The sequence below is a fragment of the Acinetobacter sp. GRABPA_MV_2 genome (assembly GCF_056725885.1).
Map to the genome: position 1 here is coordinate 1 of NZ_JBWZNA010000031.1, position 23,779 is coordinate 23,779.

A 23,779-nucleotide genomic window follows, 5' to 3' on the forward strand; every position below is an offset into this window, starting at 1 on the left:
ATTCTTTAAATATTAAAATTAATTCAAATTATAAAGAAATAAAGCTACTCTAAAATTATTTAACTAATTAGAAATTTAATATGCAATGGACCGTAGTTAAAACTTTCTCGTTTCCTTATGAGGCACAAATTGCAAAGACTCAACTAGAAGCATTTGGAATTCCTGTTTATATTGAAAATGAGCATACAATTAATATGGATTGGTTTTATTCTAATGCTTTAGGTGGGGTTCGTTTGTTAGTTCCAGAGAACTATGTTGATGAAGCAAAGTCATTTCTTGAAAAAGACTTTAGTGACGAGCTTGAACAAAAGTTCGGGGAGAATCAAGAATATTGCCCTAAGTGTGGAAGCTCGGATATAGAAGTTAATAATAAAGGAAAAAAATCTGCCTTTTTAGCGTTTATGTTTTTCGGCCTACCTTTATTTTCTTTTAGAAATGGTAATAGATGTAAGCGTTGTGGACACTTTTGGAATTAAATATATAGTAAAAGATTATTGATTATCTTAATTATGGAACCTAATGTAGAGATATTGAATTTAGTTCTATCTCTGTAATTAATGTTCTAGGCAGAGAAGAGCTAGATATTAAAGAAAGAAAATCTATTATTTTGAGGATGTTAAGTTTAAGAAATATAAGGACTTATCCATGACAACTAAAAACCAGTTATCTCCAGAACAAATAGAGGTTTTAATTGAACTATTAAAAAATAGATTTGCAAAGAACACACATCGTCATCAAGAAATGAATTGGTTGGATGTGCAAAATAAACTAATTAAAGATCCTGATAAATTGCGATCATTGCTGGAAATGGAAAATACAGGAGGAGAGCCTGATGTTATTGCTTATGATCAGCAGAAAGATGAATATTTATTTGTAGATTGCTCTCTTGAGACACCTAAAGGTCGTAGAAGCCTTTGCTATGATCGCGAGGCCCTAGAATCTAGAAAAGATCATCCTCCAAAAAATAGCGCAATAGATGTAGCTAAGGAAATGGGAGTTGAGCTTTTAACAGAAGAGCAATATTACCAATTACAAGAAATTGAAGAGTTTGATCTTAAAACATCAAGTTGGCTCAAAACCCCAAATGAGATTCGTAAACTAGATGGAGCACTTTTTGCTGATCGTCGATATGGCCGTGTCTTTATTTATCATAATGGAGCGCAGTCTTATTATGCTGCCCGTGGTTTTCGTTGTTGCTTAAGAGTATAGGCATTGCATTGTATTTGAATAAAAAGAAGAGGCTTTGATGTTTTATGCCAAGAAAATGGAGATTCTTGCAACTTTTGATTGATGGCAAACATGACAAGATATGTTCTGGAATTAAATAAAAACATCAGGACATCTGTAGAAATGCAATTAAACCCAATTTACTATAATGAACAACATATTGCTTTTGCTGATAATGTTCGTCGTTTTGTACAAAAAGAAATGGCTCCTTTTGTTAATGAATGGGATGAGGCAGAGACTTTCCCAAGAGATCTATATAAAAAGGCTGCTGAAATTGGTCTATTAGGCTTAGGTTTTTCTGAGGAATATGGCGGTATTCCTGATGCAGATCCATTTTATTCATTACTGGCTGGTGTAGAAATGGCAAAAGCTGGTTCGGGTGGAGTACATATTTCACTCATGGTACACACAATTGGGGCACCACCGATTCAGCATTTTGGAAGTGAGGAGTTAAAGGCTAGAGTCCTGCCAGGTATTATTTCTGGTGAAAAGATTTCAGCATTGGCGATTACAGAACCGGGCGGAGGGTCAGACGTCGCTGCATTACAGACCAAGGCTGTCAGAGACGGTGATTATTATATTGTTTCTGGTGAGAAGACCTTTATTACATCGGGGATTCGTGCAGACTACTATACAGTTGCAGTACGAACAGATCCGACAAAAATGGGTGCTGAAGGTATCTCAATGTTGCTAGTTGATGCGCACAGTGAGGGAATTACTAAGACACCTTTAAAGAAAATGGGGTGGTGGGCTTCAGATACAGCACATTTGTATTTTGATCAAGTACGAGTCCCTGCATCAAATTTACTGGGTAAAGAAAATGCCGGTTTTAAAGTGATTATGAATAACTTTAATATGGAGCGGTTTTTCTTAGGTGTAGTGGCTTATGGCTATGCATTGGTGTGTTATGAAGAAGCTTTGGATTGGGCACAGCAGCGCAAGACCTTTGGTAAGCGATTGATTGATCATCAAGTAGTGCGTCATAAATTGGTGGATATGGCAACACAATTGACCTCAATACGGGCATTACTTGAAGAAACTGCATGGAAAATGACTCAGCCGAAGTTACAAGGGCCTGAGTTGGTGGCACAAATTTCAATGCTTAAAAATGTTGCTACTCGCACTATGCAATTTTGTGCTGATGCTGCCGTGCAAACTTTAGGTGGTATGGGCTTTATGCGTGGGACAAAATCTGAGCGTATTTACCGTGAAGTGAAGGTGAATATGATTGGTGGCGGTGCTGAAGAAATTATGAAAGATTTGATTAGTAAGCAGCTCGGTTACTGATATTATGGATTAGGTGGTTTTGTACTGCCTAATCTTCTTCGAGTATTAGTTGTAACGGATCAACCCATTGTTCGTTTAAAATTGCCCATCTCTCATGATCTTTCCAAGTTTTTCCGCCAACACGAAGATATTGGCGAGAAAAGCCTTCTTTTATGAAACCGGCATTGGCAACCAGTTGAATTGACGCGATGTTGTCAGGTTGTATATTCGCTTCAAGCCGATGCAAGTTTAGTTTTTCAAAGGCCTCTTTGAGCAATAACTTTAGCCCTCGTTTCATGTAGCCACGACCTTGATAGGGGTGGAATGCTTCATAACCCAAGTAAGCTGAATAGAAATGACCTCTAATGATATTAGAGATATTAAAAGTTCCTACAATACTGTGATCTTGAGTTAAGCAGACAAAATAGCGGTGCTCTTGTTCTAGATATATTTGAAAGTCGGCTGGTGGATATGTCCAAGGTTGGTGTAATTGAACACTACGTTCATAGGCTGCTTGAATCTCTACAAGGTCAATTTTCTTGGGTTTACGCAAATAGACTAAACTCATTTTAATGCCATCTCCCAGACCATTTCAGTCAATTCATCAATTTTGACTTTCCCTTCGGATTTATACCACGTCACAGTCCATGAAATCGCACCGCCAATCAAACGTCGCCAAATAAATGCATCATGTTTGACTTTACCTTGTGCGCGTAACTTTTCGATGATGTCGAGCCAGATTTGCTCATATTCATTACGCATTTTTAAAAGGTAATCCTGTTTTTCTTTGGACAGCGCAAACCATTCGTATACCAAGACGGCCATGGCTGCACCAGTATCTCCTGTAATTGAGATGAGTTCGGCTTTAATAAGAGCACGCAATTGTTGTTCTGGATCTTTTGTCTGTGTAGCGGCATCTGTTAAACGGGCAAGATTATAAATGATGGTTTGTTCCATTACATGAGCAAGGATGTCATCTTTACTTTTGAAGTGGTGGAACAAGCTGCCAGATTGAATACCAATGAATTGAGCGAGTTCACGAACTGTAGTTTTGTCATAACCTTGTTTATGAAATAGGTATGCAGCACCTTGTAGTAGACGTCCACGCGGGCTGTCATCAAAACAGGAGATATTGGGAATCTGTTCAATTGAGGTAGCAATCATACGAAAACGTGAACCTGTAAAAAATATGAATCGAAATATTCACCAAATCTCAGTACATTTCTAAACATGATTGAGTTTGGAAGTTTTAGTCATTACTACAATAACATTTTGCACTTTACAAACCAAGCGCTTGCTTGGTATGGTTGAGCGTAATTTTTATACAGAATAATGAGAAATGAAATGACAAGTAATCAGCAGGATGATGGGCGTGTCGTAAAAATAGGTTGTGCCTCAGGTTTTTGGGGGGACACCAACACTGCGGCTTTCCAATTGGTGCATTTAGCCGATATTAATTACTTAGTCTTTGATTATTTGTCAGAAATCACCATGTCGATTATGGCAAAAGCGATGATGGTCGAGCCAAAGCATGGTTATGCTTTGGATTTTGTCAGTCGGGTGATGGCACCTCTACTTAAAAAAATTGCAGAAAAAAAGATTAAGGTGATTAGTAATGCTGGTGGTGTTAATCCATTGGCTTGCCGCGATGCCTTGCAAAAAATTATTAAAGAGTATGGCTTAGACCTGAAAATTGCTGTGGTTTTAGGTGATGATCTTTTACCAAAACATGAGCAGCTTAAGCAGCGAAATATTCAGGAAATGTTTAGTGATGAACCTTTACCCGAACAAGTAGCGAGCAGTAATGCCTATCTTGGAGCAGTGGCTATTCGTGATGCTTTGGATTTGGGGGCAGATATTGTGATTACGGGCCGTGTCGTCGATTCGGCTGTGGTGCTTGCACCTTTGTTATATGAGTATAAATGGTCTTTAGATGACTATGGCAAATTGGCACAAGGTTCGTTGGCAGGGCATGTGATTGAGTGCGGTGCCCAATGTACAGGCGGCAATTTCACCGATTGGCATTTGGTACAAGGCTTTGACAATATGGGTTTTCCAGTGGTTGAAGTGAGTGAAGATGGTTCATTTGTTGTAACCAAACCACAGGGGACTGGTGGTCTGGTTTCAGCTGCTACGGTTGCTGAGCAAATTGTTTATGAAATTGGCAATCCTCAAGCATATTTACTACCCGATGTAATTGCTGATTTCAGCCACGTGCATTTAGAGCAAGTCGGGGAGCACCGAGTTCGTGTGACGGGTGCAAAAGGGCAAGCACCAACTACACAATATAAAGTCAGCGCGACCTATCTTGATGGTTATCGGGTTTTAGTGAGTTTCCTCATTGCAGGACGTGAGGCACCACAAAAAGCACAAGTCATTGCTGATGCGATTTTGACTAAGTGCGAACGTGTTTTAGCAATGCGCTCAGTGCCGCCATTTAGTGAAAAGTCTGTTGAAATTTTAGGTATTGAAAGTACCTATGGTGACCATGCCCAGGCTTTAAATAGCCGTGAAGTTGTGGTCAAAATAGCTGTGAAGCACATGTTTAAAGAAGCTTGTATGTTCTTTGCATCAGAAATTGCGCAGGCCTCTACCGGTATGGCTCCAGCCTTGGCTGGGATTGTGGGTGGTCGTCCAAAAGCATCGCCAGTTGTTAAATTATTTTCATTTTTAATTGATAAAAATCAGGTCCATGTTGAAATTGATCTTGATGGCCAACGCCACGCTGTTGAAATTCCTCAGAGCATATCTACACAACAAATCAATACTTTAGCAACTGGTGAAAGTGCAATGTATCAAGGAAATGAAATTGAAGTTCCTTTGATTGAAATTGCGCATGCTCGCAGTGGTGATAAAGGCAATCATAGCAACATCGGGGTGATTGCACGTAAAGCAGACTATTTACCGTGGATTCGTGCAGCACTGACTGAACAGGCTGTTGCAAGCTATATGCAACATGTTTTGGATGCAGAGAAAGGACGCGTAATTCGTTATGAGTTACCGGGTTTAAATGCGCTGAATTTTATGCTGGAAAATGCCTTAGGTGGTGGTGGTGTTGCAAGCTTACGTATCGATCCGCAAGGCAAAGCCTTTGCCCAACAGTTATTGGATATGCCTGTCAAAGTTCCGGCAAATCTTTTAGAAAAATAAAATGAATGGATGAAATAAAGATGAGTTATCAATCAATTTTTAGACCTGATGCTTTTGCTAATAAAGTGGTGATCGTGACGGGTGGCGGCTCTGGAATAGGCCGTTGTACGGCACATGAGCTTGCCGCTTTGGGTGCGCAAGTGGTGATTACAGGCCGCAAAATTGAAAAACTGGAAAAGGTGAGCCAAGAAATTATAGAAGATGGCGGTTTAGTCCATTCTATCGTCTGTGATAACCGTGAAGAAGAACAAGTCAAAAATATGATTGCCGAGGTGATTGAAAAATTCGGTAGATTGGATGGTTTGGTGAACAATGCGGGCGGTCAGTTTCCATCTGCCTTGGAAAGTATTTCTGCTAATGGTTTTGATGCCGTTATACGTAATAACTTGCACTCAACATTTTACCTGATGCGTGAAGCTTATAACCAATGGATGGCAAAACATGGCGGCAGTATTGTCAATATGACTGCCGATATGTGGGGTGGTATGCCGGGAATGGGGCACTCGGGTGCAGCACGTTCAGGGGTGGATAACCTTACTAAAACAGCATCGGTTGAATGGGGTAAATCGGGCGTTCGAGTAAATGCTGTTGCACCGGGGTGGATTGTGTCATCAGGGATGGATAATTATAGCGGTGATTTTGCCAAAGTGATTATTCCAAGTCTTGCTGGCAATGTACCATTAAAACGTATGGGAACAGAGTCTGAAGTTTCATCGGCAATTTGTTATTTACTCTCTGATGCCGCAGCTTTTGTGTCCGGTGTAACTTTGCGTATTGATGGTGCTGCATCGCAAGGGACACGCATGTATCCACTAGCCGAAGCGACAAATAGTCAGTCTTATAATGGTTTCCATCGCGCGTTTATTCCTGAAATTTTTAAAAAAGATAAAACTGAAAACGTCGAGCACAACAATAATTCAGGTTTGGAGTGAGGAATAAAAATGACCATTCTTCAATCCGAAATTACTGTTGGTAGTGAACAGTATCAAAAGAATAAAGAGGCACTGCTTGCTCAGCTGAGTGAAGTCCGTGCAATTCAACAAAAAAGCATTGATAAGTCTTATGCTGCCAGAGCGAAGTTTGACAAGAAAGGCAAGATTTTGCCGCATGAGCGTGTACGGTTATTACTCGATGCAGATTCTCCTTTTATCGAACTATGCGGTTTGGTTGGCTACAACATGCATGATGATAAAGATGGTTCGGAAGCTGGTGGTGGCGTAATTGCCGGCATTGGTTTTGTCAGTGATGTGCGCTGTTTGGTCTCAGCAAGTAATAGTGCAATTAAAGGTGGGACCATGTCTCCTATGGGTGTACAGAAAACACTGCGTTTGCAAAAAATTGCTTTGGAACAAAAACTCCCGCTGATTACGCTGACCGAAAGTGGCGGTGCCAACTTAAATTATGCAGCTGAAGTATTTACATATGGCGGTATGACCTTTGCCAATCAAGCACGTTTATCTGCGGCAGGTATTCCACAACTTGCAGTGGTACATGGGAATGCAACGGCAGGAGGAGCTTATCAACCAGGTCTTTCGGATTATGTCATTGCTGTACGCAAACAAACCGAAATGCTTCTTGCAGGCCCCCCGTTACTTCTGGCTGCCACGGGTGAAGTGGCTACAGCGGAGGAATTGGGCGGTGCAGAAATGCATGCGCAGGTCGCTGGAACAGCAGAATATTTGGCTGAAAATGATGCTGATGGTATTCGACTTGCACGTGAAATTTTTGAACATCTGAACTGGAAAGAACAAATCAAATCAGTTGAAACGACATATAAAGAACCTCGTTATGATACCGAGGAACTGTTGGGTGTGATTCCAAACGACCCCAAACAACCATTTAACATGAAAGAAGTGGTTGCGCGCATTATTGATGATTCAGATTTTCTAGAATTTAAACAGGAATATGATGATTTAACGGTATGTGGTTGGGCAAAAATTGGTGGTTTGCATATTGGTATTATTACCAATAATGGTCCGATTACGCCTCAAGGAGCGGCGAAAGCAGCTCAGTTTATACACCTGTGTGAGCAGACTAAACGTCCATTATTGTTCTTGCATAACACCACAGGTTTTATGGTGGGAACCGATGCTGAACAAAATGGCATTATCAAGCATGGCTCGAAACTGATTCAAGCTGTTGCGAATTGTACCGTACCTAAAATTTCTATTGTTGTGGCAGGCTCATATGGTGCAGGTAACTACGCGATGTGTGGTCGGAGCTTATCGCCAGATTTTATCTTTGCTTGGCCAAATTCGCATGTTGCTGTCATGGGATCTGCACAGGCTGGAAAGGTGCTACGCATTGTGGCAGAAGGAAAACAAAAAGCTTCTGGTCAGGAACCGAATCCGCAAATGCTCGATTTTCTTGAGCAAAGCACTGCGATGAAATTGGAGCAGCAATCTACCGCGCTTTTTAATACGGCCATGTTACATGATGATGGCATTATCGATCCGCGAGATACCCGAAAATTATTAATTTTCCTTTTACAGACAATTTATGAAGCACAGCAACGAGAGCTAAATCCAACCCGTTTTGGTGTGTCCCGTTTTTAATCAACCTTTACCGCAATTAAAAAAATTAATAGGAATAACACAATGAAATTTACTGCTGAACATGAAGCATTACGTCGCACAGCACATCAATTTGTTCAAAATGAGCTGAATCCACATATTCCGGAATGGGAAGAAGCAGGGCAATTCCCAATTCATAATGTATTTAAAAAGATGGGCGATCTCGGCTTATTAGGGATTTGTAAGCCTGAAGAAAATGGCGGTTTGGCTCTAGACTATTCTTATAACCTTGTGGTTGCCGAAGAAATTGGTCGTGCAGCGTGTGGTGGTGTGCCTTTAGCTATTGGTGTACAAACGGATATGGCAACACCTGCTTTGGCGCGTTTTGGCAGCAAAGAATTACGTGATGAGTTTTTAACGCCAGCCATTGCTGGAGAATATGTTGCCTCAATTGCGGTATCGGAAGTGCATGCCGGTTCGGATGTGGCAGCCATTAAAACAACTGCTAAAAAGGAGGGCGATGACTATGTCATTAATGGCAGCAAAATGTGGATTACCAACTCCTTGCAGGCTGATTTCTTTTGTCTTTTAGCCAACACATCTGATGATAAACCTCACGTTAATAAGTCGATGATTATTGTACCAGCAAACACTAAAGGGATTAGTTTTTCAGAACCGCTGAATAAATTAGGTATGCGTTCAACAACGACCGCTCAAGTTTATTTGGACAATGTCCGTGTACCTCAGCGTAATCTGGTGGGTGTTGAAGGTATGGGCTTTATGATGCAGATGATGCAATTTCAGGAAGAGCGCCTATGGGCTTGTGCCAATGCCATTGGCGGGTTGGAAAATTTAATCCAAAAGACCATCGACTACACCAAAGAGCGTACCACTTTTGGTCAGCCACTCATTAATAACCAATATATTCATTTCCGTTTTGCTGAACTTATGACCGAAGTGGAAGCGCTTAAAGCATTAACCTACCAAGCGTGTGAACAGCACATTGCGGGTGAAGATGTAACCAAGCTGGCTTCTATGGCAAAACTCAAAGCAGGACGTTTAACTCGTGAAGTTGCTGATAGCTGTTTGCAATATTGGGGCGGCAATGGCTTTATGTGGGATAACCCTGCATCACAGTTGTACCGTGATGGTCGCTTAGGATCTATTGGTGGTGGGGCAGATGAGATTATGTTGGGGATTATCTGCAAACTTATGGATATCTTGCCAAAAAAACAAAAATAAGGAATCAGCCATGACACTTTCGACTTCTCTACAAGCTATAGATATTGATGACAGCATTCAATTGGAACAAGACGGCAGTATTTTATATCTCTGGTTAAATCGACCGGAGAGCCGCAATGCCATGAACTTGAATATGGTGAATGCCATTCAACAAGTTTTTACTGCCATTCGTGATGACCTTTCAATTCGTGCAGTGATTATCCGTGGTGAAGGCGGGTCTTTTTGTGCAGGTGGTGACATTAAAGACATGGCGGCTTTGCGTGTTGAAGCAGCCAATGTTGGTAGCTTACAACCTTATGTGGATTTTAATCGTCGTTTTGGCGCCATGCTTGAGCAAGTCGAAGCTGCACCGCAGACTGTTGTGGTGATTTTAGAGGGTGCGGTGTTAGGTGGTGGTTTTGGTCTGGCTTGTGTTTCAGATGTTGCGATTAGCCGTGACAATACTCAGTTTGGTTTACCTGAAACAGGGCTTGGGGTGATTCCTGCGCAAATTGCTCCTTTTGTGGTGAAACGTATTGGCCTGACTCAGGCACGCCGACTTGCTTTACTCGGTATGCGTTTTGAAGGACATACTGCACTGAGTGTTGGTGTGGTTCATCAAATTGCACATAATGAAATCGAACTTGAACAAGCTTTACAGGAAACCATTCAGCACATTAAACGAGCAGCACCAGAGGCTTCGCGTGTAACTAAAGCATTGTTACATCGAATGCTCAATGAAAATTTAAATGAATTGCTTAATGATGCTGCACAGCAGTTCGCTCAAACGGTTGGTGGTGCTGAAGGACAAGAGGGAACGATGGCTTTTATCCAGAAACGATTGCCAAATTGGGCCGATGAGTCATAAGCGATAAGGATAAAAATAATGAAATTTTCAAAAGTACTGGTTGCCAATCGTGGTGAAATTGCAGTTCGAGTTATGCAGACAGCCAAAGCCATGGGCTATCAGACTGTCGCAGTTTATTCCGATGCTGACCGTCATGCTCGCCATGTGCAAGAGGCGGATGAAGCTGTTTATATCGGTGCTTCAAAAGTATCGGAGTCTTATCTCTCTATCGCTAAAATTATTGAAGCTTGCAAAAAAACAGGGGCGGATGCAGTTCACCCCGGTTATGGCTTTTTGTCGGAAAATACTGAATTTGCTCAGGCGTGTATCGACAATCAGATTACCTTTATTGGGCCAACCGCTTCAGCAATTGAGTTAATGGGCAGTAAACGCCTCTCCAAAATTGCCATGATCAAAGCTGGTGTTCCTTGTGTGCCAGGTTATGAAGATGAGCGACAAGACCTTGAATATTTGGCTACACAAGCAGAGCAAATTGGCTTTCCTTTGATGGTTAAAGCTTCTGCGGGTGGCGGCGGTCGTGGCATGCGTTTGGTACAACAAGCATCTGAATTGATTGAGGCATTACAAACAGCACGTTCAGAAGCTGAAAATGCCTTTGGTTCAGGCGAGCTTATTTTAGAAAAAGCAGTCATTGCTCCGCGCCATGTCGAAATTCAGGTTTTTGGCGATACACATGGCAACTATGTGTATTTGTTTGAGCGCGATTGTTCGATCCAGCGTCGTCATCAGAAAGTTGTTGAAGAGGCACCGTGTCCAGTGATGACGCCTGAACTACGCCAGCAAATGGGTGAGGCTGCAGTGGCAGCAGCGAAAGCATGTGCTTATGTGGGGGCAGGGACAGTTGAATTTTTGCTAGATGCATCGGGTGCATTTTACTTTTTGGAGATGAATACTCGTTTGCAGGTAGAGCATCCGGTCACTGAACTTATTACAGGATTAGACTTGGTTGAATGGCAGTTACGTGTTGCCAATGGTGAACAGTTACCTTTAAAACAACATGAGTTGACCTTAACTGGACATGCAATTGAAGTGCGTTTGTATGCAGAAGACCCGCGTCAGGATTTTTTGCCTCAAACTGGTCAAGTCTTACGCTGGAAGCCTGCAAATTTGCCAAATGTACGAATCGATCATGGCATGTTAGCAACTGATGAAGTCAGTCCATTTTATGATCCGATGGTGGCGAAGGTGATTGCATACGGTAAAACCCGTGAGGATGCAATTCGTTTATTGGCGCGTGCCGTCGATGACTGTGTTTTTCTGGGTGTAAATAGCAATAAGCAGTTCTTGGTCAATTTACTGCGTCATCCAGTTGTTGTGGCCGGTGATACCAATACCGCATTTATTCAGCAGCATTTTCAAGATGATAGTAGTCTAAATAAGCAGGTTTTATCTTTAGAAAGCTTAGCCATTGCTGCAGCATTATTTAGCCAAAGTAAAGGAACTGGGGCATGGCAAACAGGTCTTGGCGTGCCCTTACCTTTGAGGTTGAAATGTGATGATCAGAGTATCCAATTACAGCTTTCATCTGTAAATAACACGTTTACGGTACAACTCTGTGAGCAAACCGTAAGTATTGAGGTTGTTGAAAAAACAGCAGAACAATTGATCTATCTGTTGAATGGCGTGCGCCGCCGTGTGCAATACGTATTGGATGGAGAGCAGCTTTATTTAGATCAGAATAATGGTAATGTTCTGATTCGCAATGTGACTTATACAGCACCAGAAGTTGCCGATGTAGCCGGTGATGGCAAAATTCGTGCGCCCATGGATGGCGCTGTGGTGAATATTTTGGTCAATAAAGGTGATCAAGTAATGAAAGGCCAAACTTTATTAGTTCTTGAGGCCATGAAAATTCAGCAACAGATTAAAGCTGATGTTGATGGTGTAGTGAAAGAGGTTTTAGGCCAGCAAGGCCAGCAAGTAAAAAAAAGGCAAATGTTATTTACTATTCAAATCTAATAAAAATACCGTTCATATAGAGCGGTATTTATTTTAAATGAGGAGTCCTGATTTATTCGCCATCAGCTTCCGCAATTAACAGACTTGCTTTTTTTAGACTATATAATAGTTGTCCTAAAAGAACCTCTTTATTGCTTAGCGTAACCATAACCATCGGGTGATGAACAGCAGGAATAGCGGTCAGAATAGCTTTGCCATTATCTGCATCTAAAGTAATGTTGTTACAACCAGTGAGTTGAATCTCTTTTAAAAATGCAGTGACCATTGCCAAAATTGAGCTACTCACTGCTGCTAATTTTGTAGTGTTACGGTAGTTTTTATGACTTACGGTCGCTAATTCAAAACCATCAGAAGAGCAAATCATCACAAAGTCTACACCTCGTGTATTCATCAAAATATTATGAGCTTCATTTTTTGCAAGTTGTAGTAACTGTGTTGGAGCGGTTCGTTTTTGAGCTGGGATACTAAGCATGATCATTCCCTTGAGATATTTGGCCTACCTTAATTTCAAGTGATGCAATTAATGATTCAACCATCATTAAAATTTGTTCTTCCTCACGTGCATCAATAAAAAACAACGGATACGGTAATCCTTTTGCTTTTATCCAATTGCGATATTGTTGAAGTGATGACTCTTTATTTTCGTCAACATGAGTAATACCAATCGCAATATTATCATTGTAATTTTTAAAGGTTTCTAAGTAGCTTTCTAGCTCAGCAATTGGGTTCGAACTATTATGATCTAATAATAAAATAACACCGATTGCACCTTCACAAATGACCGACCATATAAAATCAAAACGGCTTTGTCCCGGGGTGCCATAGAGTCCGATTTTGATTCCATCATCTAAAGTAATTTCACCATAATCAATGCCTACAGTGGTCTGGGTTTTCTGGTGGCTCTGTACATCAGTGTTGAATGCTTCTGTTTCCAGAATTGGAATTTCAGATAGCGATTTAATCGCTTCTGTTTTACCTGCCCCCATACTACCTGCAAAGACAATTTTATATTGCTGTATAATCATAACTTCCCTTAAAGACCAAAACGCCGTCTAATCTTCCCTATAAAATTTTTAAAAAAATGATTGTCTGTATTTGAATTTTCTAAATAAAAATTTGGTGTGTAAGCACATTTATTCGCAGAAATAAATTTTCCATTATTTGCCATTAAGCAAGCTGTAACAAAGTGCAAGACATCATCAATTGACATGTTAAGCTGGTTAGCCACATCAGTAATTTTTGCTCCCTGTATAAAGCAAGCAGAGAGTTGTAGGCTCACTTTTCTATATTCTTTTTGATAGGGTTGTGGCCAATAGTCAATTTTAAAATAACTATCCTTCGAGGCTAGATTCTCAAAATTGTTTGAAGTCCAAATCAGATTCCATAACCAGTCTTGTACATAATAATCTTTTTTACGAGAAACCTTAGTAAAATCAGATGTTTTTGCAAAAGCAAAGTTAAAGCTCATATTAGTTTGTGTTTTTTGACGAGAGGGCTCCAACCAAGCAATTTGAGTTCTATTATCAATAATCGCTAAAGTACCTTTATCATCAAAGATGTGTAGCCTAGGGTTTTCTGAACTGTGCAAATTCCTTATAAATTTATTATCAATGAATGGAGACTCATTTGATAAATCAGAAACTACAGCAAAGTTTTTCTGATCTAAAGAGGACAATAAATTGTCCTCTAGCCATTCTAATAGAGGTTCGGTTTTTTCTACTGGTAGATGTAAGGTGTGTTCATAAATAGAATTTCTATTTTCTGAAGCTGTTTTCGTAACTTTTAAATAAAGAAATTTTTTCTTGTGAAGAATATTTTGAATATTATCTGCATCAAAAAAGTTTTCGTTAATGATTAATAAGTCAATATGATTACTGGAAATATTAACCCAGTTAATACCATATTGATTTGATATTAGATTGCGGATTAATATTTTTAATTCATCTGAAACTTTTAAGCTTAAACCTGAAACTGCAATATTTATGCAATGACTATCCATAGTATCATTTTAAATTTTTATAAATTGATATAATGATTTTTTATGCTCTTTATAATGAATATAAAGAGCATAAACTAAATCACTTAACTGAAATCGAGCTCTTTTTCAAATGACTTTAACTCATGACGAGCCATAGCCAAATTTGATTTGCTACGGTCGAGTACTAAGTAAAGGAACAAATTATTATTACTTTCTAAAGGTCGAATTAAATGGTAAGCCTTACCTAAGGTAATTAAAATATCCTCAATATTATCATTTAACTTCAATGCATTAGCTACATTGCGCTTTGCGCGAATGACTTCTGTATTACCAGCAGCAGCCAATTCTAAATCAATTTCCCCACCACCTTGTGTTGCAAGTGACAATCCACTTTCTGAATCAACAAGTGCAGAAGCAATAAAACCATCAATTGTCGTTAAGCTATCTAAAGAAAGTTTAGCCATTTTTTATCTCTCAGGATTCTAAAATTATATTTACTACTTTTTCCTAAAAGTAGCTGAAATTCATTATATTTTTGCTCAATTTGAAGTCAATAAATTAAATAAAAAGTAAAATTGTTGTTTTGGGAAATAAGTGACACAAAATGTCAGGCCATAGAAAATATTATAAGATTATTTTTACGTTTTAATTTTAATACTGTGCTGAGTTTAACATTATATATTTTAAAATCTGGATAAAATAATTGTAATAGAATATTAATAAAATACTTGTAGATAAAATGTTCCAATTTTAATAATAAAAAAGGGGAAATAATGAATTCCCCTTTATAGCAATAATTGAACTAAACGAGCTGCGTATAAATACAATATAAGTAACCCAAAATTGCTAAAGCAACGACAGGGGCAATAATCTTTGACCATGTAGGTACAGAAATCTCGGTAGTTTGTTCTTTAATATGCAAGTCTTCGTGATGAGGTTGGGCTTGATGAACCATTTGATTGAACTCCTTCATTGTTGTATCCAATGATAGCTCTTCTTGTTCCACAGGTTTAGAACCAACTAATTCATTTAGGTGGTTTGTTAACCAAACCCAATCTTCAGCTTGACCTGATAAGTGTTCGATCTGACCTAAAATTAATTCTTTTAAGCCGTTATGCCCAAAACCACCTGTTTCATCGAGCTGATTAAGTTCTGCTAATTGCAAAGTTAAAATTTCAGAAATACTGTGTTCTAGTTCTGAATTTTTTAAAGTCGACTGATTATGTTTAGAAGTTGTTAAATGACGAGCAACTTCTTGAATATAGAGTGGGTCTGAGGTTTTGATTTCTTGATAAATCTTATTGTCATTCTGACGCCATAAACTAATTAGTTTTCCAAGCGCAAGAATATTCACCTCATCAATCAGTTTATTTTTTTCATTAACTGGATATTGATTTAAAAGCTGAGGCTTTTGAATTTTTATCTGCTCAGCAAAGTATTGGACTAAATCAAATGCCATGCTTTCTTCCTCTAATATTTAATCTAAAATTCTTAACGATGGTTTTTTCTTGGTTGATGTTGTTTCAGTTGCTTCTTGTACTTCTGACTCTACTGTATTTTCTACAGGTGTTACATTGGCATATTCTTCAGGATCAAAGAATAAACCTTGTCCGTTCTCACGTGCGTAAATCCCTAAAACTGCTTGAATAGGGACATAAATATCTTTTGACGCCCCGCCAAAACGAGCAGAAAAAGTAATGGCTTCATTGGCAATAAGCAATTGATGAACAGCATGAGGGACAATATTTAAAACAATTTGACCATCTTTAACAAATTGTTGCGGAACGTCGGTATGCGGTTGTGTCGCATCAACTAATAGATAAGGAGTCAGTTGGTTATCACAAATCCATTCATAGATTGCACGAGCAAGATAAGGACGTGTAGGGGTTAAATCAATAGTTTGCTCAGACATATCACGCTATTCCATATTTAATAGTTCATTGTAACGGTTTTTCTCTTGAGGCGTCATTGATTTAGCAAAAGAAGGCCGTTCAAAGATACGTTTACAGTACAAAAATATAGGGCGACAGTGCTGTTTGGGTAAATCAATGCCCATGCTATTTAATCTTAAAAAGATAGGGGCAAGCATGCAGTCCAAGATTGTAAAACTCTCAGACATGAAATACGGAAAATGCTGAAATAGGGGAGTAAGTGAAATCAATGTTTCACGTAGTTCTTTTTGAGCTTTTTGCTTTTGTTCGAGATTTAGAGAATCTGCATGTTTTAACATGTCATCTGCTAATTTGAACCAGTCATTTTCAAGTCTCCAGATATACTGACGCTGTTCTGCACGCATCATAGGAGCATCGGCATAAAGCTTACTTTGACGATAACGATCATCTAAATATTCAGCAATGATAGGGGCTGAAAATAATTTAAGATTTTGTTCGACCAACATTGGTAATTGGTTGTAAGGATTTAAGCTGGCTAAATCTTCGTCTTCATGGTCAGTTATGATCAATTGATATTTGATTTGTTTTTCTGCTAATAAGAAACGAATCCAGTGAGAACGGAAATCATCAGCATGACTGTAAAGGGTAATCCCCTGAATAGAGGTGTTTTCGACCGACATATCACAAGACGACGTGGTTGAGTGAATCGATTAGGATACTAAAAATGCTCTAGGAAATCACGGTTCTAAAGAGATAGTTTGTTTATATTTATAAGTTTGCATTTTATGGTTCTATTTTCATAATAAAAAAGCCTTGGAAAAATCCAAGGCTTTTTGTCCAACTCGATAAACGAATTAACGTTTAGAGAATTGAGGACGCTTACGAGCTTTACGTAAACCAAGTTTCTTACGTTCAACTTCACGAGCATCACGAGTAACGAAACCAGCTTGACGTAGAACAGGTTTTAAAGTTTCGTCAGCAGCGATAAGCGCACGAGTAATACCGTGACGGATCGCGCCAGCTTGACCACCGATACCACCACCTTTAACAGTAATGTAAAGGTCAAACTTTTCAGTAACTTCTAAAAGTTCTAAAGGTTGACGAACAACCATACGAGCAGTTTCACGACCGAAATATTGCTCTAAAGTACGGTTGTTAATAACGAGTTTACCTGTACCAGCTGACAAGAAAACACGTGCAGTTGCGGTCTTACGGCGACCTGTACCATAATTAGTAGCCATGTGCTGTATCCCTTAGATGTCCAAAACTTGTGGCTGTTGAGCAGCATGCGGATGCTCAGTACCAGCGTACACTTTCATTTTTTTGATCATTGCATAACCAAGAGGACCTTTTGGTAACATGCCTTTAACCGCTTTTTCAAGAACAGCTTCAGGTTTGTGAGCGATTAACTTCTCGAAGTTAGTCTCACGGATACCACCAGGGAAACCAGTATGGCGATAATATTTCTTATCAAGTGATTTTTTACCAGTCACTTGAACTTGTTCAGCATTAATCACAACGATGTAATCGCCAGTGTCAACGTGAGGAGTATAAGAAGTTTTGTGCTTACCGCGTAAACGACGAGCGATTTCAGTCGCAAGGCGACCTAAAGTTTTGCCAGAAGCATCAACAACATACCAGTCATGTTGAACTTCAGCTGGCTTAGCGCTGAGAGTTTTCATTAAACCACTACCTATTATAGTTGGTTTGGACTATGGAATCTGTCCAAACAAAAGGAGCGAGCATTCTAAACGAGTTTGTCCAAACTCACAAGAAAAATCCAGTTTAAGCCATATAATTTAATCCATAAACTGATGAATGTCAGATATGTTAAAATCAAACAAATTCTTGTTATGTGTCTGGAGTGATTGTGCTGCCATTATATGTCACTTCCGGTGAGCCGGCTGGTATTGGTCCAGATATCTGTTTGAGCTTGGCTAAGCGGGTTGATGAACACCCTGTTGTTATCTTGGGTGACCGAGACTTATTAGAGCAACGTGCCCAAAAACTTGGGATCGATATTCAATTTATAGAATATACAGGACAGCCTGAGTCATCATCTCTGAATGAACTTTATATAGAGCATGTGCCTTTAGAAGCAGCGGTTATTGATGGTCAATTAAACCCAGCTAATGCTGCCTATGTATTAGAACAACTACGTCGTTCAGCAGATTATGCAATGTCTGGTAAAAGTGTTGGAGTAGCCACGGCACCCGTACAAAAATCGGTTATTAATGATGCTGGTATTTTGTTTAGTGGTCACACTGAATACTATCAAGAGTTTGCAGGTGTAGAGCGTGTCGTCATGATGCTTGCAACCAAAACTTTACGTGTTGCGTTAGCAACTACACATTTACCCTTAAGAGATGTAGCAGATGCGATTACCAAAGAGCGTTTGCATCAGGTCATTGATATTTTACTGTATGACTTAAAAACTAAATTTAAGATTACAAACCCATGTGTACTCGTGTGTGGCTTAAATCCTCATGCAGGTGAAGATGGTTATTTGGGTCGTGAGGAGATTGAGACCATTAATCCGGTACTTGAAAGTTATCGAGCACAAGGGATTAAAATGAGTTTAAGCTTGCCGGCAGATACCTTGTTTACTCCAGAACATCTTAAAAATGCAGACGCTGTACTTGCCATGTACCATGATCAAGGTTTACCTGTGTTAAAATCACAAGGGTTTGGTGAAGCCATCAATATTACATTGGGTTTGCCTTTCATTCGAACTTCGGTTGACCATGGCACTGCGTTGTCTTTGGCTGGGACTGGTTTGGCAAAAAGCTCAAGTTTAAATGTCGCTGTTGATTTAGCTTTATCTTTAGCAGCGAACTAAATTTTTCATGTTGGAAATGTTATATGTATCAAATTAATGCCCTAAACCCGAAAGATGAAGGGCATAAAGCTCGTAAACGTTTTGGTCAAAACTTCTTACATGATCAACGGGTCATTGCCAAAATTGTGCGCTCTGTAAGTCCGCGTACTGGTGACAATATTGTCGAGATTGGACCCGGTTTAGCTGCTTTAACGTCTCCTTTAATTGGGGAGTGTGATGCATTAACTGTAGTGGAGCTAGATCGTGACTTAGCTGCTGGGCTACCAGAACGTGTTCCACATCCTGAACGTTTGACGATTATAGAAGCTGACGCATTAAAATATGACTTTAGCGAACTGGTAAAAGATGGCCGACCATTACGTGTAGTCGGTAACTTACCTTATAACATTTCAACCCCATTACTTTTTCACCTCTTGGAATTTGGCAGCAAAGTTAAAGATATGCACTTTATGCTGCAAAAAGAGGTGGTTGACCGTATTACTGCTGAACCGAATACGAAAGAATATGGACGCTTGTCGGTAATGATTCAATATTACTGTCAACCAACATTTTTATTTGAAGTGCCGGCTGGTGCATTTAACCCACCACCTAAAGTAACGAGTGCTGTTTTCCGCCTTGTTCCTTATGATCAAAAGCCAATTACAGCAAAAGATGAAAAAGCTTTAGCTCGACTGGTTGCCCATGTATTTACTCAGCGCCGCAAAACATTGAGAAACAGTCTTAAAGGTATGATTGCAGAAGATGGCTTTGAAAAAGCTGGTGTTGATCCAATGGCTCGTCCAGAGACCTTAACACTTGCCCAATTTGTTGCTTTAGCCGATCAAATGGTGGCGTAAATGACTAAGCGTTTTAACTATGTTGTTGGCGATGTGCAGGGGTGTTTTGAAGCTCTAAAAGCCTTGCTTAAAGAAATACGTTTTGATCCGGATCAAGACTTTTTATGGTTTGCTGGGGATTTAGTCGCACGTGGTGAAAACTCAGTAGGGGCACTGCGTTTTATTAAAAAGCTTGCAGATCGTGGTGCTGCCGCAACTGTACTTGGAAATCATGACCTGACTTTAATTGCGGGTGCACGCGGTTTAAAAGAGATTAAAGAAAAAGATCGTACTCAAGACGTTATTGATGCGATTGATGGTGATGAATTAATCGACTGGTTACGTAAACAGCCATTATGTTTATTGCCAAATGAGCATACGATCCTTACTCATGCTGGCATACCTTGTATTTGGGATGCGCAAAAAACTGTAACGTTGGCAAAAGAGGTTGAGGCTGTACTCGCAAACGAAGATTTATCTGTATTGGATGCTTTTTTAGCAGACATGTATGGTTCAAAACCAGATTTGTGGGAAGATAACCTAACTGGTTCTGCGCGTTTACGTTGTATTACCAATTATTTGACTCGCATGCGTTTAACCAATGCCGAAGGGGCTTTAGAGTTTAGTTTTAAAGATTCTTTAGATGCACCAATGCCGGAATGTTATTTACCTTGGTTTGAATTTCCGAGCAAAGCGGCACAAACTCATCAGATTATTTTTGGTCATTGGGCTGCGCTCGAGGGCAGAACTATTGATGAGCAGATTCAGAATATCGATGGTGGCTGTGTTTGGGGCAGAAAATTAATGGCTTATCGACTTGAAGACAAAGAAATTTTTTCTGTTGAAAACCCTGTGCAAATATAAGCAAAGCAATGCTTTACTATGAACGTAAGATGAAGCTAGTAGCTGAGTTAAAAATAAAAAAGCCGCAGAAGCGGCTTTTTTATTGGGAACTATTATTCTACGCGAATCCAAATTTGATTACGTCCCAAAGCTGAAACTCCAAGATAACCACGCATATGTAAGCGTTTGCCAGTTGCACTGAGCTTTGCTTTAAGTCCGTAAAGTTTGCCAGTATTTGGATCTAAAATTTTACCACCAGTATAATTAAGTCCATCTGTCTGTTTTAAACCAGTTGCGATATCCAGACCTAAAATCGGTTTATTGGTATAGGGCGCAGGGCAGTTATCACAAATCTCTTTAGGTGTATAACCTGGGCGTGGTGTAACTTTGACAATTTTTCCGGCATATGTCCCGTTCGCTTCTTTTCGTATTTCTACCTGTGCTTTGGGCGCACCAGTTTTATCATCAATTGTTTGCCAAAGACCTGTAATATCTGCTGCAAATGTAGCAGTATTGATCCCCAATACGAGCAGAGCTCCAAGAAAAATTTTCCCCATAATTAAAAATCCTTTTAACATTGAAAGGTCATCTTATTGGGAATTGATAGACCATTCAACGTTTATTTAATCTACTTTTTTAATTATGGTGTTCCAAAAGACAACATTAATGTTGGTAGCCAAATTGCAGTAAATACACCGTTCAATGCCATACCAAATGCAGCGTAACGACCTGCAACAGGTCCACGTTGCCAAGCTTGAGCTGTTCCGATGGCATGTGCAGCTAAACCTAAGGCTAAACCTGATGCTCTCTCATCATGAATATGTTTAAGTAAGAATGGCGAGAATGCTGCGCCAATTACCCCAGACAAAATGACAATAAGGGTCACAAGTGTTTCAGGAGCATGTAATAAAGTTGCGATGTTCAGAGCAATTGGAGTAGTTACTGCACGGGTAGCAAATGCAAGAATGGTGGGTTCAGACATATGTAACAAATAAGCCAGCCCCATAGGTAGGGCAACGGCGCTAATACTTGCAAAAAGTAAAATACCAATGACCGATTTAATTGGAAGATCATCGTAACGCATTGCAGCTAAAGGAATGGCTAAGGCCACAGTGACATAACCTAATAGATGACCAAATAAGTCATTCACATAAAGACGATATTGCTCATATGGCACATGTAGAACTGCAAGTAAGCCAATTACAATAAACATGCCGAAAACTAAAAGTGGAACTTGCGGGAAAAGTCGGTTTAAAGGCTTTGCACACAGATAACCAATTAATGTGATCAAAAATCCGTAGAAAATCGTAAACATTTTATTCTCCTTATAACCAACGTTTTGCCATTTTTGCATAGACCCACAAAGGTATAAGGGTACTGACCACTAACACCAAAAGAAATAATGGAATTTCCTTACCCATATGTACAAGCATAATTAATGATCCTGCACAAATGGGCAAAAAAGCGAATCCACTTTCTTTCATGATTTTATTATTGGTATCCACTATTCGAAGTGGAATTTTTTTAAACTTTCTCCAAATCAGTAAAATAATAAGTAAGCTGATTAGACCGACCAGATTACCTAATTCTGGATGACCAAAAGCACGCATAACGACGACAGAGCCTTCACGAAAACCAATAATGAGTAGTAATGTGATTACCCATGCTGTCCAGTCTATACTTTTGATCTTATCCATATTTTTTATCTCTAAAAGTTTACTTATCAAGTTTTAACTGATCTCGCCCTTGATTTCAAACTCTTCCAAGGGACGTTTAAATTGACTTGCGTGTTCTCCCAATATTTCATCTAAGGGTAATTTTGCTTGGCGAATCAGCTTTTCTAACTTATGTGGTGCAATCTTCACATCAATATGTAATAAGCCAGCATCATCATAATGTTCAGACTCAATCACATTTAAGGCATAAAGTTGAGTACGTAATTTGCCATAAGCAGGCTTAAGCACGAGTGAAAACTTTTGAATTTGTCCCATTAAGCATTCTTGTACTGCTTTTTGGAGTAAATCTAGACCTTGACCAGAATGAGCTGAAACATACACTCGATCTGGGACGTGTGGCTCAGCATAAATGATTTTGGCCTCTTCACCGCTCAGGTCAATTTTGTTGTATACCCGAAGTACAGGAGCATCAGCGCCAATGTCTTTTAATACGCTTTCAACCGCTTCAATTTGATCAAGCATGTCATGGCTACTACTATCAATAACATGCAGTAAAAGGGTCGCTTCTAGTGTTTCTTCAAGTGTTGCTTTGAATGATTCGACCAAATCATGTTGTAAGTTTCGTACAAAACCTACTGTATCTGCTAGCACAACAGTACCGATACCATCCCAGTCTAAACGGCGTAGTGTTGGATCGAGTGTTGCAAACAGTTGATCGGCTGCGTAGACATCACTATTTGCTAAAATATTAAATAATGTCGATTTACCAGCGTTGGTATAACCTACTAATGAAACTGTTGGAATAGCTGCTTTTTGTCTTGCAGCACGACCTTGCATACGAGTCTGATGTACTTTGTCTAATTTATCTTTTAATTGGGTAATACGAACACGAATAAGACGGCGATCTGTCTCTAGTTGTGTTTCACCGGGACCACGTAAGCCGATACCACCTTTTTGTTGTTCAAAGTCGGCAGACCAACCACGAATAAGACGAGTAGATAAATGTTTAAGCTGAGCAAGTTCGACTTGTAGCTTACCTTCATGTGTACGGGCACGTAGCGCAAAAATATCTAAGATTAAGCCTGTGCGGTCAATAACTCGGCATTTTAATATTCTTTCTAAATTTCGTTCTTGAGCAGGTGATAAGGCATGGTCAAAAATAACCAGGCTCGCCTCTAGCTCCTGAACTTGCTCTGCAATCTCTTCAACTTTGCCTGAGCCAATGAAAAATTTAGGATTAGGCTTATTACGCTGAACCTTAATATGTTCAAGGATATCTGCACCAGCAGACTGTGCAAGTAGAGCAAACTCTTCGGCATCCAGATCATCTAATAATTGTACAGAAACACTCACTAAGATTGTGCGTTCACCGCCTTGATGCCGATCAACATATTCCACGTGGCTATAAATCCTGAAAATGGGAAAACTTTATTCTAGAGGAAACTTAAGCAAAAGGGGAAAGCGTTTGTTCTTATCCTTTAGATTAGTTATATGAGATTAGTCTAGTGTTCAGATTTATTTTATTTGCAGTT

At 39.5% G+C, this 23,779-nt stretch carries 27 protein-coding genes; 12 read left to right on the top strand and 15 right to left on the bottom strand.

Going from position 1 to position 23,779, the window contains the following annotated elements; translation table 11 throughout:
* Positions 1-80: 80 nt before the first annotated feature.
* From ACXM0J_RS17835 to ACXM0J_RS17845, 3 genes are all read left to right on the top strand, one after another.
* Positions 81-476 (top strand): putative signal transducing protein, encoded by a 396-nt coding sequence (locus ACXM0J_RS17835; RefSeq protein WP_086265553.1) that lies wholly within the window; start codon positions 81-83, stop codon positions 474-476.
* Positions 477-645: 169 nt separating this feature from the next.
* Positions 646-1,209, top strand: a complete 564-nt coding sequence (locus ACXM0J_RS17840) for a DUF4256 domain-containing protein (protein WP_086265552.1) — start codon at positions 646-648, stop codon at positions 1,207-1,209.
* A 141-nt stretch (positions 1,210-1,350) separates the two neighbouring features.
* Positions 1,351-2,514 carry an acyl-CoA dehydrogenase family protein gene (locus ACXM0J_RS17845; protein ID WP_086265551.1) on the top strand — a complete coding sequence of 388 codons (1,164 nt, stop codon included), beginning with the start codon at positions 1,351-1,353 and terminating at the stop codon, positions 2,512-2,514.
* A 28-nt stretch (positions 2,515-2,542) separates the two neighbouring features.
* On the opposite strand, the gene ACXM0J_RS17850 is transcribed toward ACXM0J_RS17845, so the two are convergent.
* On the bottom strand, positions 2,543-3,061 hold the full coding sequence (locus tag ACXM0J_RS17850; RefSeq protein ID WP_086265550.1) for a GNAT family N-acetyltransferase: 519 nt from the start codon (positions 3,059-3,061) through the stop codon (positions 2,543-2,545).
* Positions 3,058-3,657, bottom strand: coding sequence for a TetR/AcrR family transcriptional regulator (locus ACXM0J_RS17855; protein ID WP_068564889.1), 600 nt, complete (start codon positions 3,655-3,657; stop codon positions 3,058-3,060). Before ACXM0J_RS17855 ends, ACXM0J_RS17850 begins: the two co-directional genes overlap by 4 nt.
* A 180-nt stretch (positions 3,658-3,837) precedes the next feature.
* Here ACXM0J_RS17855 and ACXM0J_RS17860 point away from each other — a divergent pair, with 180 nt between their 5' ends.
* The 6 genes from ACXM0J_RS17860 to ACXM0J_RS17885 are packed head-to-tail and all read left to right on the top strand — an operon-like array spanning position 3,838 to position 12,204.
* A complete protein-coding gene (locus ACXM0J_RS17860) occupies positions 3,838-5,643 on the top strand; it encodes an acyclic terpene utilization AtuA family protein (protein ID WP_086265549.1) in 1,806 nt (601 codons plus the stop codon).
* A gap of 20 nt (positions 5,644-5,663) precedes the next feature.
* Positions 5,664-6,575, top strand: coding sequence for an SDR family oxidoreductase (locus ACXM0J_RS17865; protein WP_199964147.1), 912 nt, complete (start codon positions 5,664-5,666; stop codon positions 6,573-6,575).
* A gap of 9 nt (positions 6,576-6,584) precedes the next feature.
* Positions 6,585-8,198, top strand: coding sequence for an acyl-CoA carboxylase subunit beta (locus ACXM0J_RS17870; RefSeq protein ID WP_086265547.1), 1,614 nt, complete (start codon positions 6,585-6,587; stop codon positions 8,196-8,198).
* 42 nt (positions 8,199-8,240) lie between these two features.
* Positions 8,241-9,398, top strand: a complete 1,158-nt coding sequence (locus ACXM0J_RS17875; protein WP_086265546.1) for an acyl-CoA dehydrogenase family protein — start codon at positions 8,241-8,243, stop codon at positions 9,396-9,398.
* Between the two features lie 10 nt (positions 9,399-9,408).
* Entirely contained in the window at positions 9,409-10,245 is an 837-nt protein-coding gene (locus tag ACXM0J_RS17880) for an enoyl-CoA hydratase/isomerase family protein (RefSeq protein ID WP_086265545.1), read from the top strand.
* An 18-nt stretch (positions 10,246-10,263) separates the two neighbouring features.
* Positions 10,264-12,204: an acetyl/propionyl/methylcrotonyl-CoA carboxylase subunit alpha gene (locus tag ACXM0J_RS17885; RefSeq protein WP_086265544.1), complete on the top strand. Its 1,941-nt coding sequence runs from the start codon at positions 10,264-10,266 to the stop codon at positions 12,202-12,204.
* A gap of 52 nt (positions 12,205-12,256) precedes the next feature.
* Here ACXM0J_RS17885 and ACXM0J_RS17890 read toward each other — a convergent pair whose 3' ends face one another.
* The 9 genes from ACXM0J_RS17890 to rplM form a co-directional block, all read right to left on the bottom strand.
* On the bottom strand, positions 12,257-12,676 hold the full coding sequence (locus tag ACXM0J_RS17890; protein WP_086265543.1) for a roadblock/LC7 domain-containing protein: 420 nt from the start codon (positions 12,674-12,676) through the stop codon (positions 12,257-12,259).
* On the bottom strand, positions 12,669-13,229 hold the full coding sequence (locus tag ACXM0J_RS17895; RefSeq protein ID WP_068564864.1) for a GTP-binding protein: 561 nt from the start codon (positions 13,227-13,229) through the stop codon (positions 12,669-12,671). The genes ACXM0J_RS17890 and ACXM0J_RS17895 overlap by 8 nt, the downstream gene beginning before the upstream one ends.
* A gap of 8 nt (positions 13,230-13,237) precedes the next feature.
* Entirely contained in the window at positions 13,238-14,203 is a 966-nt protein-coding gene (locus tag ACXM0J_RS17900) for a hypothetical protein (protein WP_086265542.1), read from the bottom strand.
* Between the two features lie 83 nt (positions 14,204-14,286).
* Positions 14,287-14,646, bottom strand: a complete 360-nt coding sequence (locus ACXM0J_RS17905; protein ID WP_002117827.1) for a roadblock/LC7 domain-containing protein — start codon at positions 14,644-14,646, stop codon at positions 14,287-14,289.
* Between the two features lie 338 nt (positions 14,647-14,984).
* Positions 14,985-15,641, bottom strand: a complete 657-nt coding sequence (locus ACXM0J_RS17910; RefSeq protein WP_086265541.1) for a hypothetical protein — start codon at positions 15,639-15,641, stop codon at positions 14,985-14,987.
* 18 nt (positions 15,642-15,659) lie between these two features.
* Complete coding sequence (locus tag ACXM0J_RS17915; protein ID WP_002117840.1) at positions 15,660-16,094, bottom strand: ClpXP protease specificity-enhancing factor; 435 nt, start codon at positions 16,092-16,094, stop codon at positions 15,660-15,662.
* A gap of 6 nt (positions 16,095-16,100) precedes the next feature.
* A complete protein-coding gene (locus ACXM0J_RS17920) occupies positions 16,101-16,754 on the bottom strand; it encodes a glutathione S-transferase N-terminal domain-containing protein (RefSeq protein ID WP_068564858.1) in 654 nt (217 codons plus the stop codon).
* A gap of 174 nt (positions 16,755-16,928) precedes the next feature.
* A complete protein-coding gene (gene rpsI / locus ACXM0J_RS17925; RefSeq protein WP_002048725.1) occupies positions 16,929-17,315 on the bottom strand; it encodes a 30S ribosomal protein S9 in 387 nt (128 codons plus the stop codon).
* 12 nt (positions 17,316-17,327) lie between these two features.
* Positions 17,328-17,756: a 50S ribosomal protein L13 gene (gene rplM, locus ACXM0J_RS17930; protein ID WP_002117832.1), complete on the bottom strand. Its 429-nt coding sequence runs from the start codon at positions 17,754-17,756 to the stop codon at positions 17,328-17,330.
* A 173-nt stretch (positions 17,757-17,929) separates the two neighbouring features.
* On the opposite strand from rplM, the gene pdxA reads away from it, so the two are divergent.
* Genes pdxA through ACXM0J_RS17945 form a run of 3 tightly spaced genes read left to right on the top strand, consistent with a single transcriptional unit; the run spans position 17,930 to position 20,592 of the window.
* A complete protein-coding gene (gene pdxA, locus ACXM0J_RS17935; RefSeq protein WP_086265540.1) occupies positions 17,930-18,913 on the top strand; it encodes a 4-hydroxythreonine-4-phosphate dehydrogenase PdxA in 984 nt (327 codons plus the stop codon).
* A gap of 23 nt (positions 18,914-18,936) precedes the next feature.
* Positions 18,937-19,749: a 16S rRNA (adenine(1518)-N(6)/adenine(1519)-N(6))-dimethyltransferase RsmA gene (rsmA, locus tag ACXM0J_RS17940; RefSeq protein WP_005065242.1), complete on the top strand. Its 813-nt coding sequence runs from the start codon at positions 18,937-18,939 to the stop codon at positions 19,747-19,749.
* Positions 19,750-20,592: a symmetrical bis(5'-nucleosyl)-tetraphosphatase gene (locus ACXM0J_RS17945; protein WP_086265539.1), complete on the top strand. Its 843-nt coding sequence runs from the start codon at positions 19,750-19,752 to the stop codon at positions 20,590-20,592.
* Between the two features lie 92 nt (positions 20,593-20,684).
* Here ACXM0J_RS17945 and ACXM0J_RS17950 read toward each other — a convergent pair whose 3' ends face one another.
* From ACXM0J_RS17950 to hflX, 4 genes are all read right to left on the bottom strand, one after another.
* Complete coding sequence (locus tag ACXM0J_RS17950) at positions 20,685-21,128, bottom strand: DUF2147 domain-containing protein (protein WP_068564887.1); 444 nt, start codon at positions 21,126-21,128, stop codon at positions 20,685-20,687.
* A gap of 83 nt (positions 21,129-21,211) precedes the next feature.
* Positions 21,212-21,886: an LrgB family protein gene (locus ACXM0J_RS17955; RefSeq protein ID WP_086265538.1), complete on the bottom strand. Its 675-nt coding sequence runs from the start codon at positions 21,884-21,886 to the stop codon at positions 21,212-21,214.
* A gap of 10 nt (positions 21,887-21,896) precedes the next feature.
* Positions 21,897-22,268 (bottom strand): hypothetical protein, encoded by a 372-nt coding sequence (locus ACXM0J_RS17960; protein ID WP_016143025.1) that lies wholly within the window; start codon positions 22,266-22,268, stop codon positions 21,897-21,899.
* 33 nt (positions 22,269-22,301) lie between these two features.
* Entirely contained in the window at positions 22,302-23,645 is a 1,344-nt protein-coding gene (hflX, locus tag ACXM0J_RS17965; protein ID WP_086265537.1) for a ribosome rescue GTPase HflX, read from the bottom strand.
* Positions 23,646-23,779: the final 134 nt, after the last annotated feature.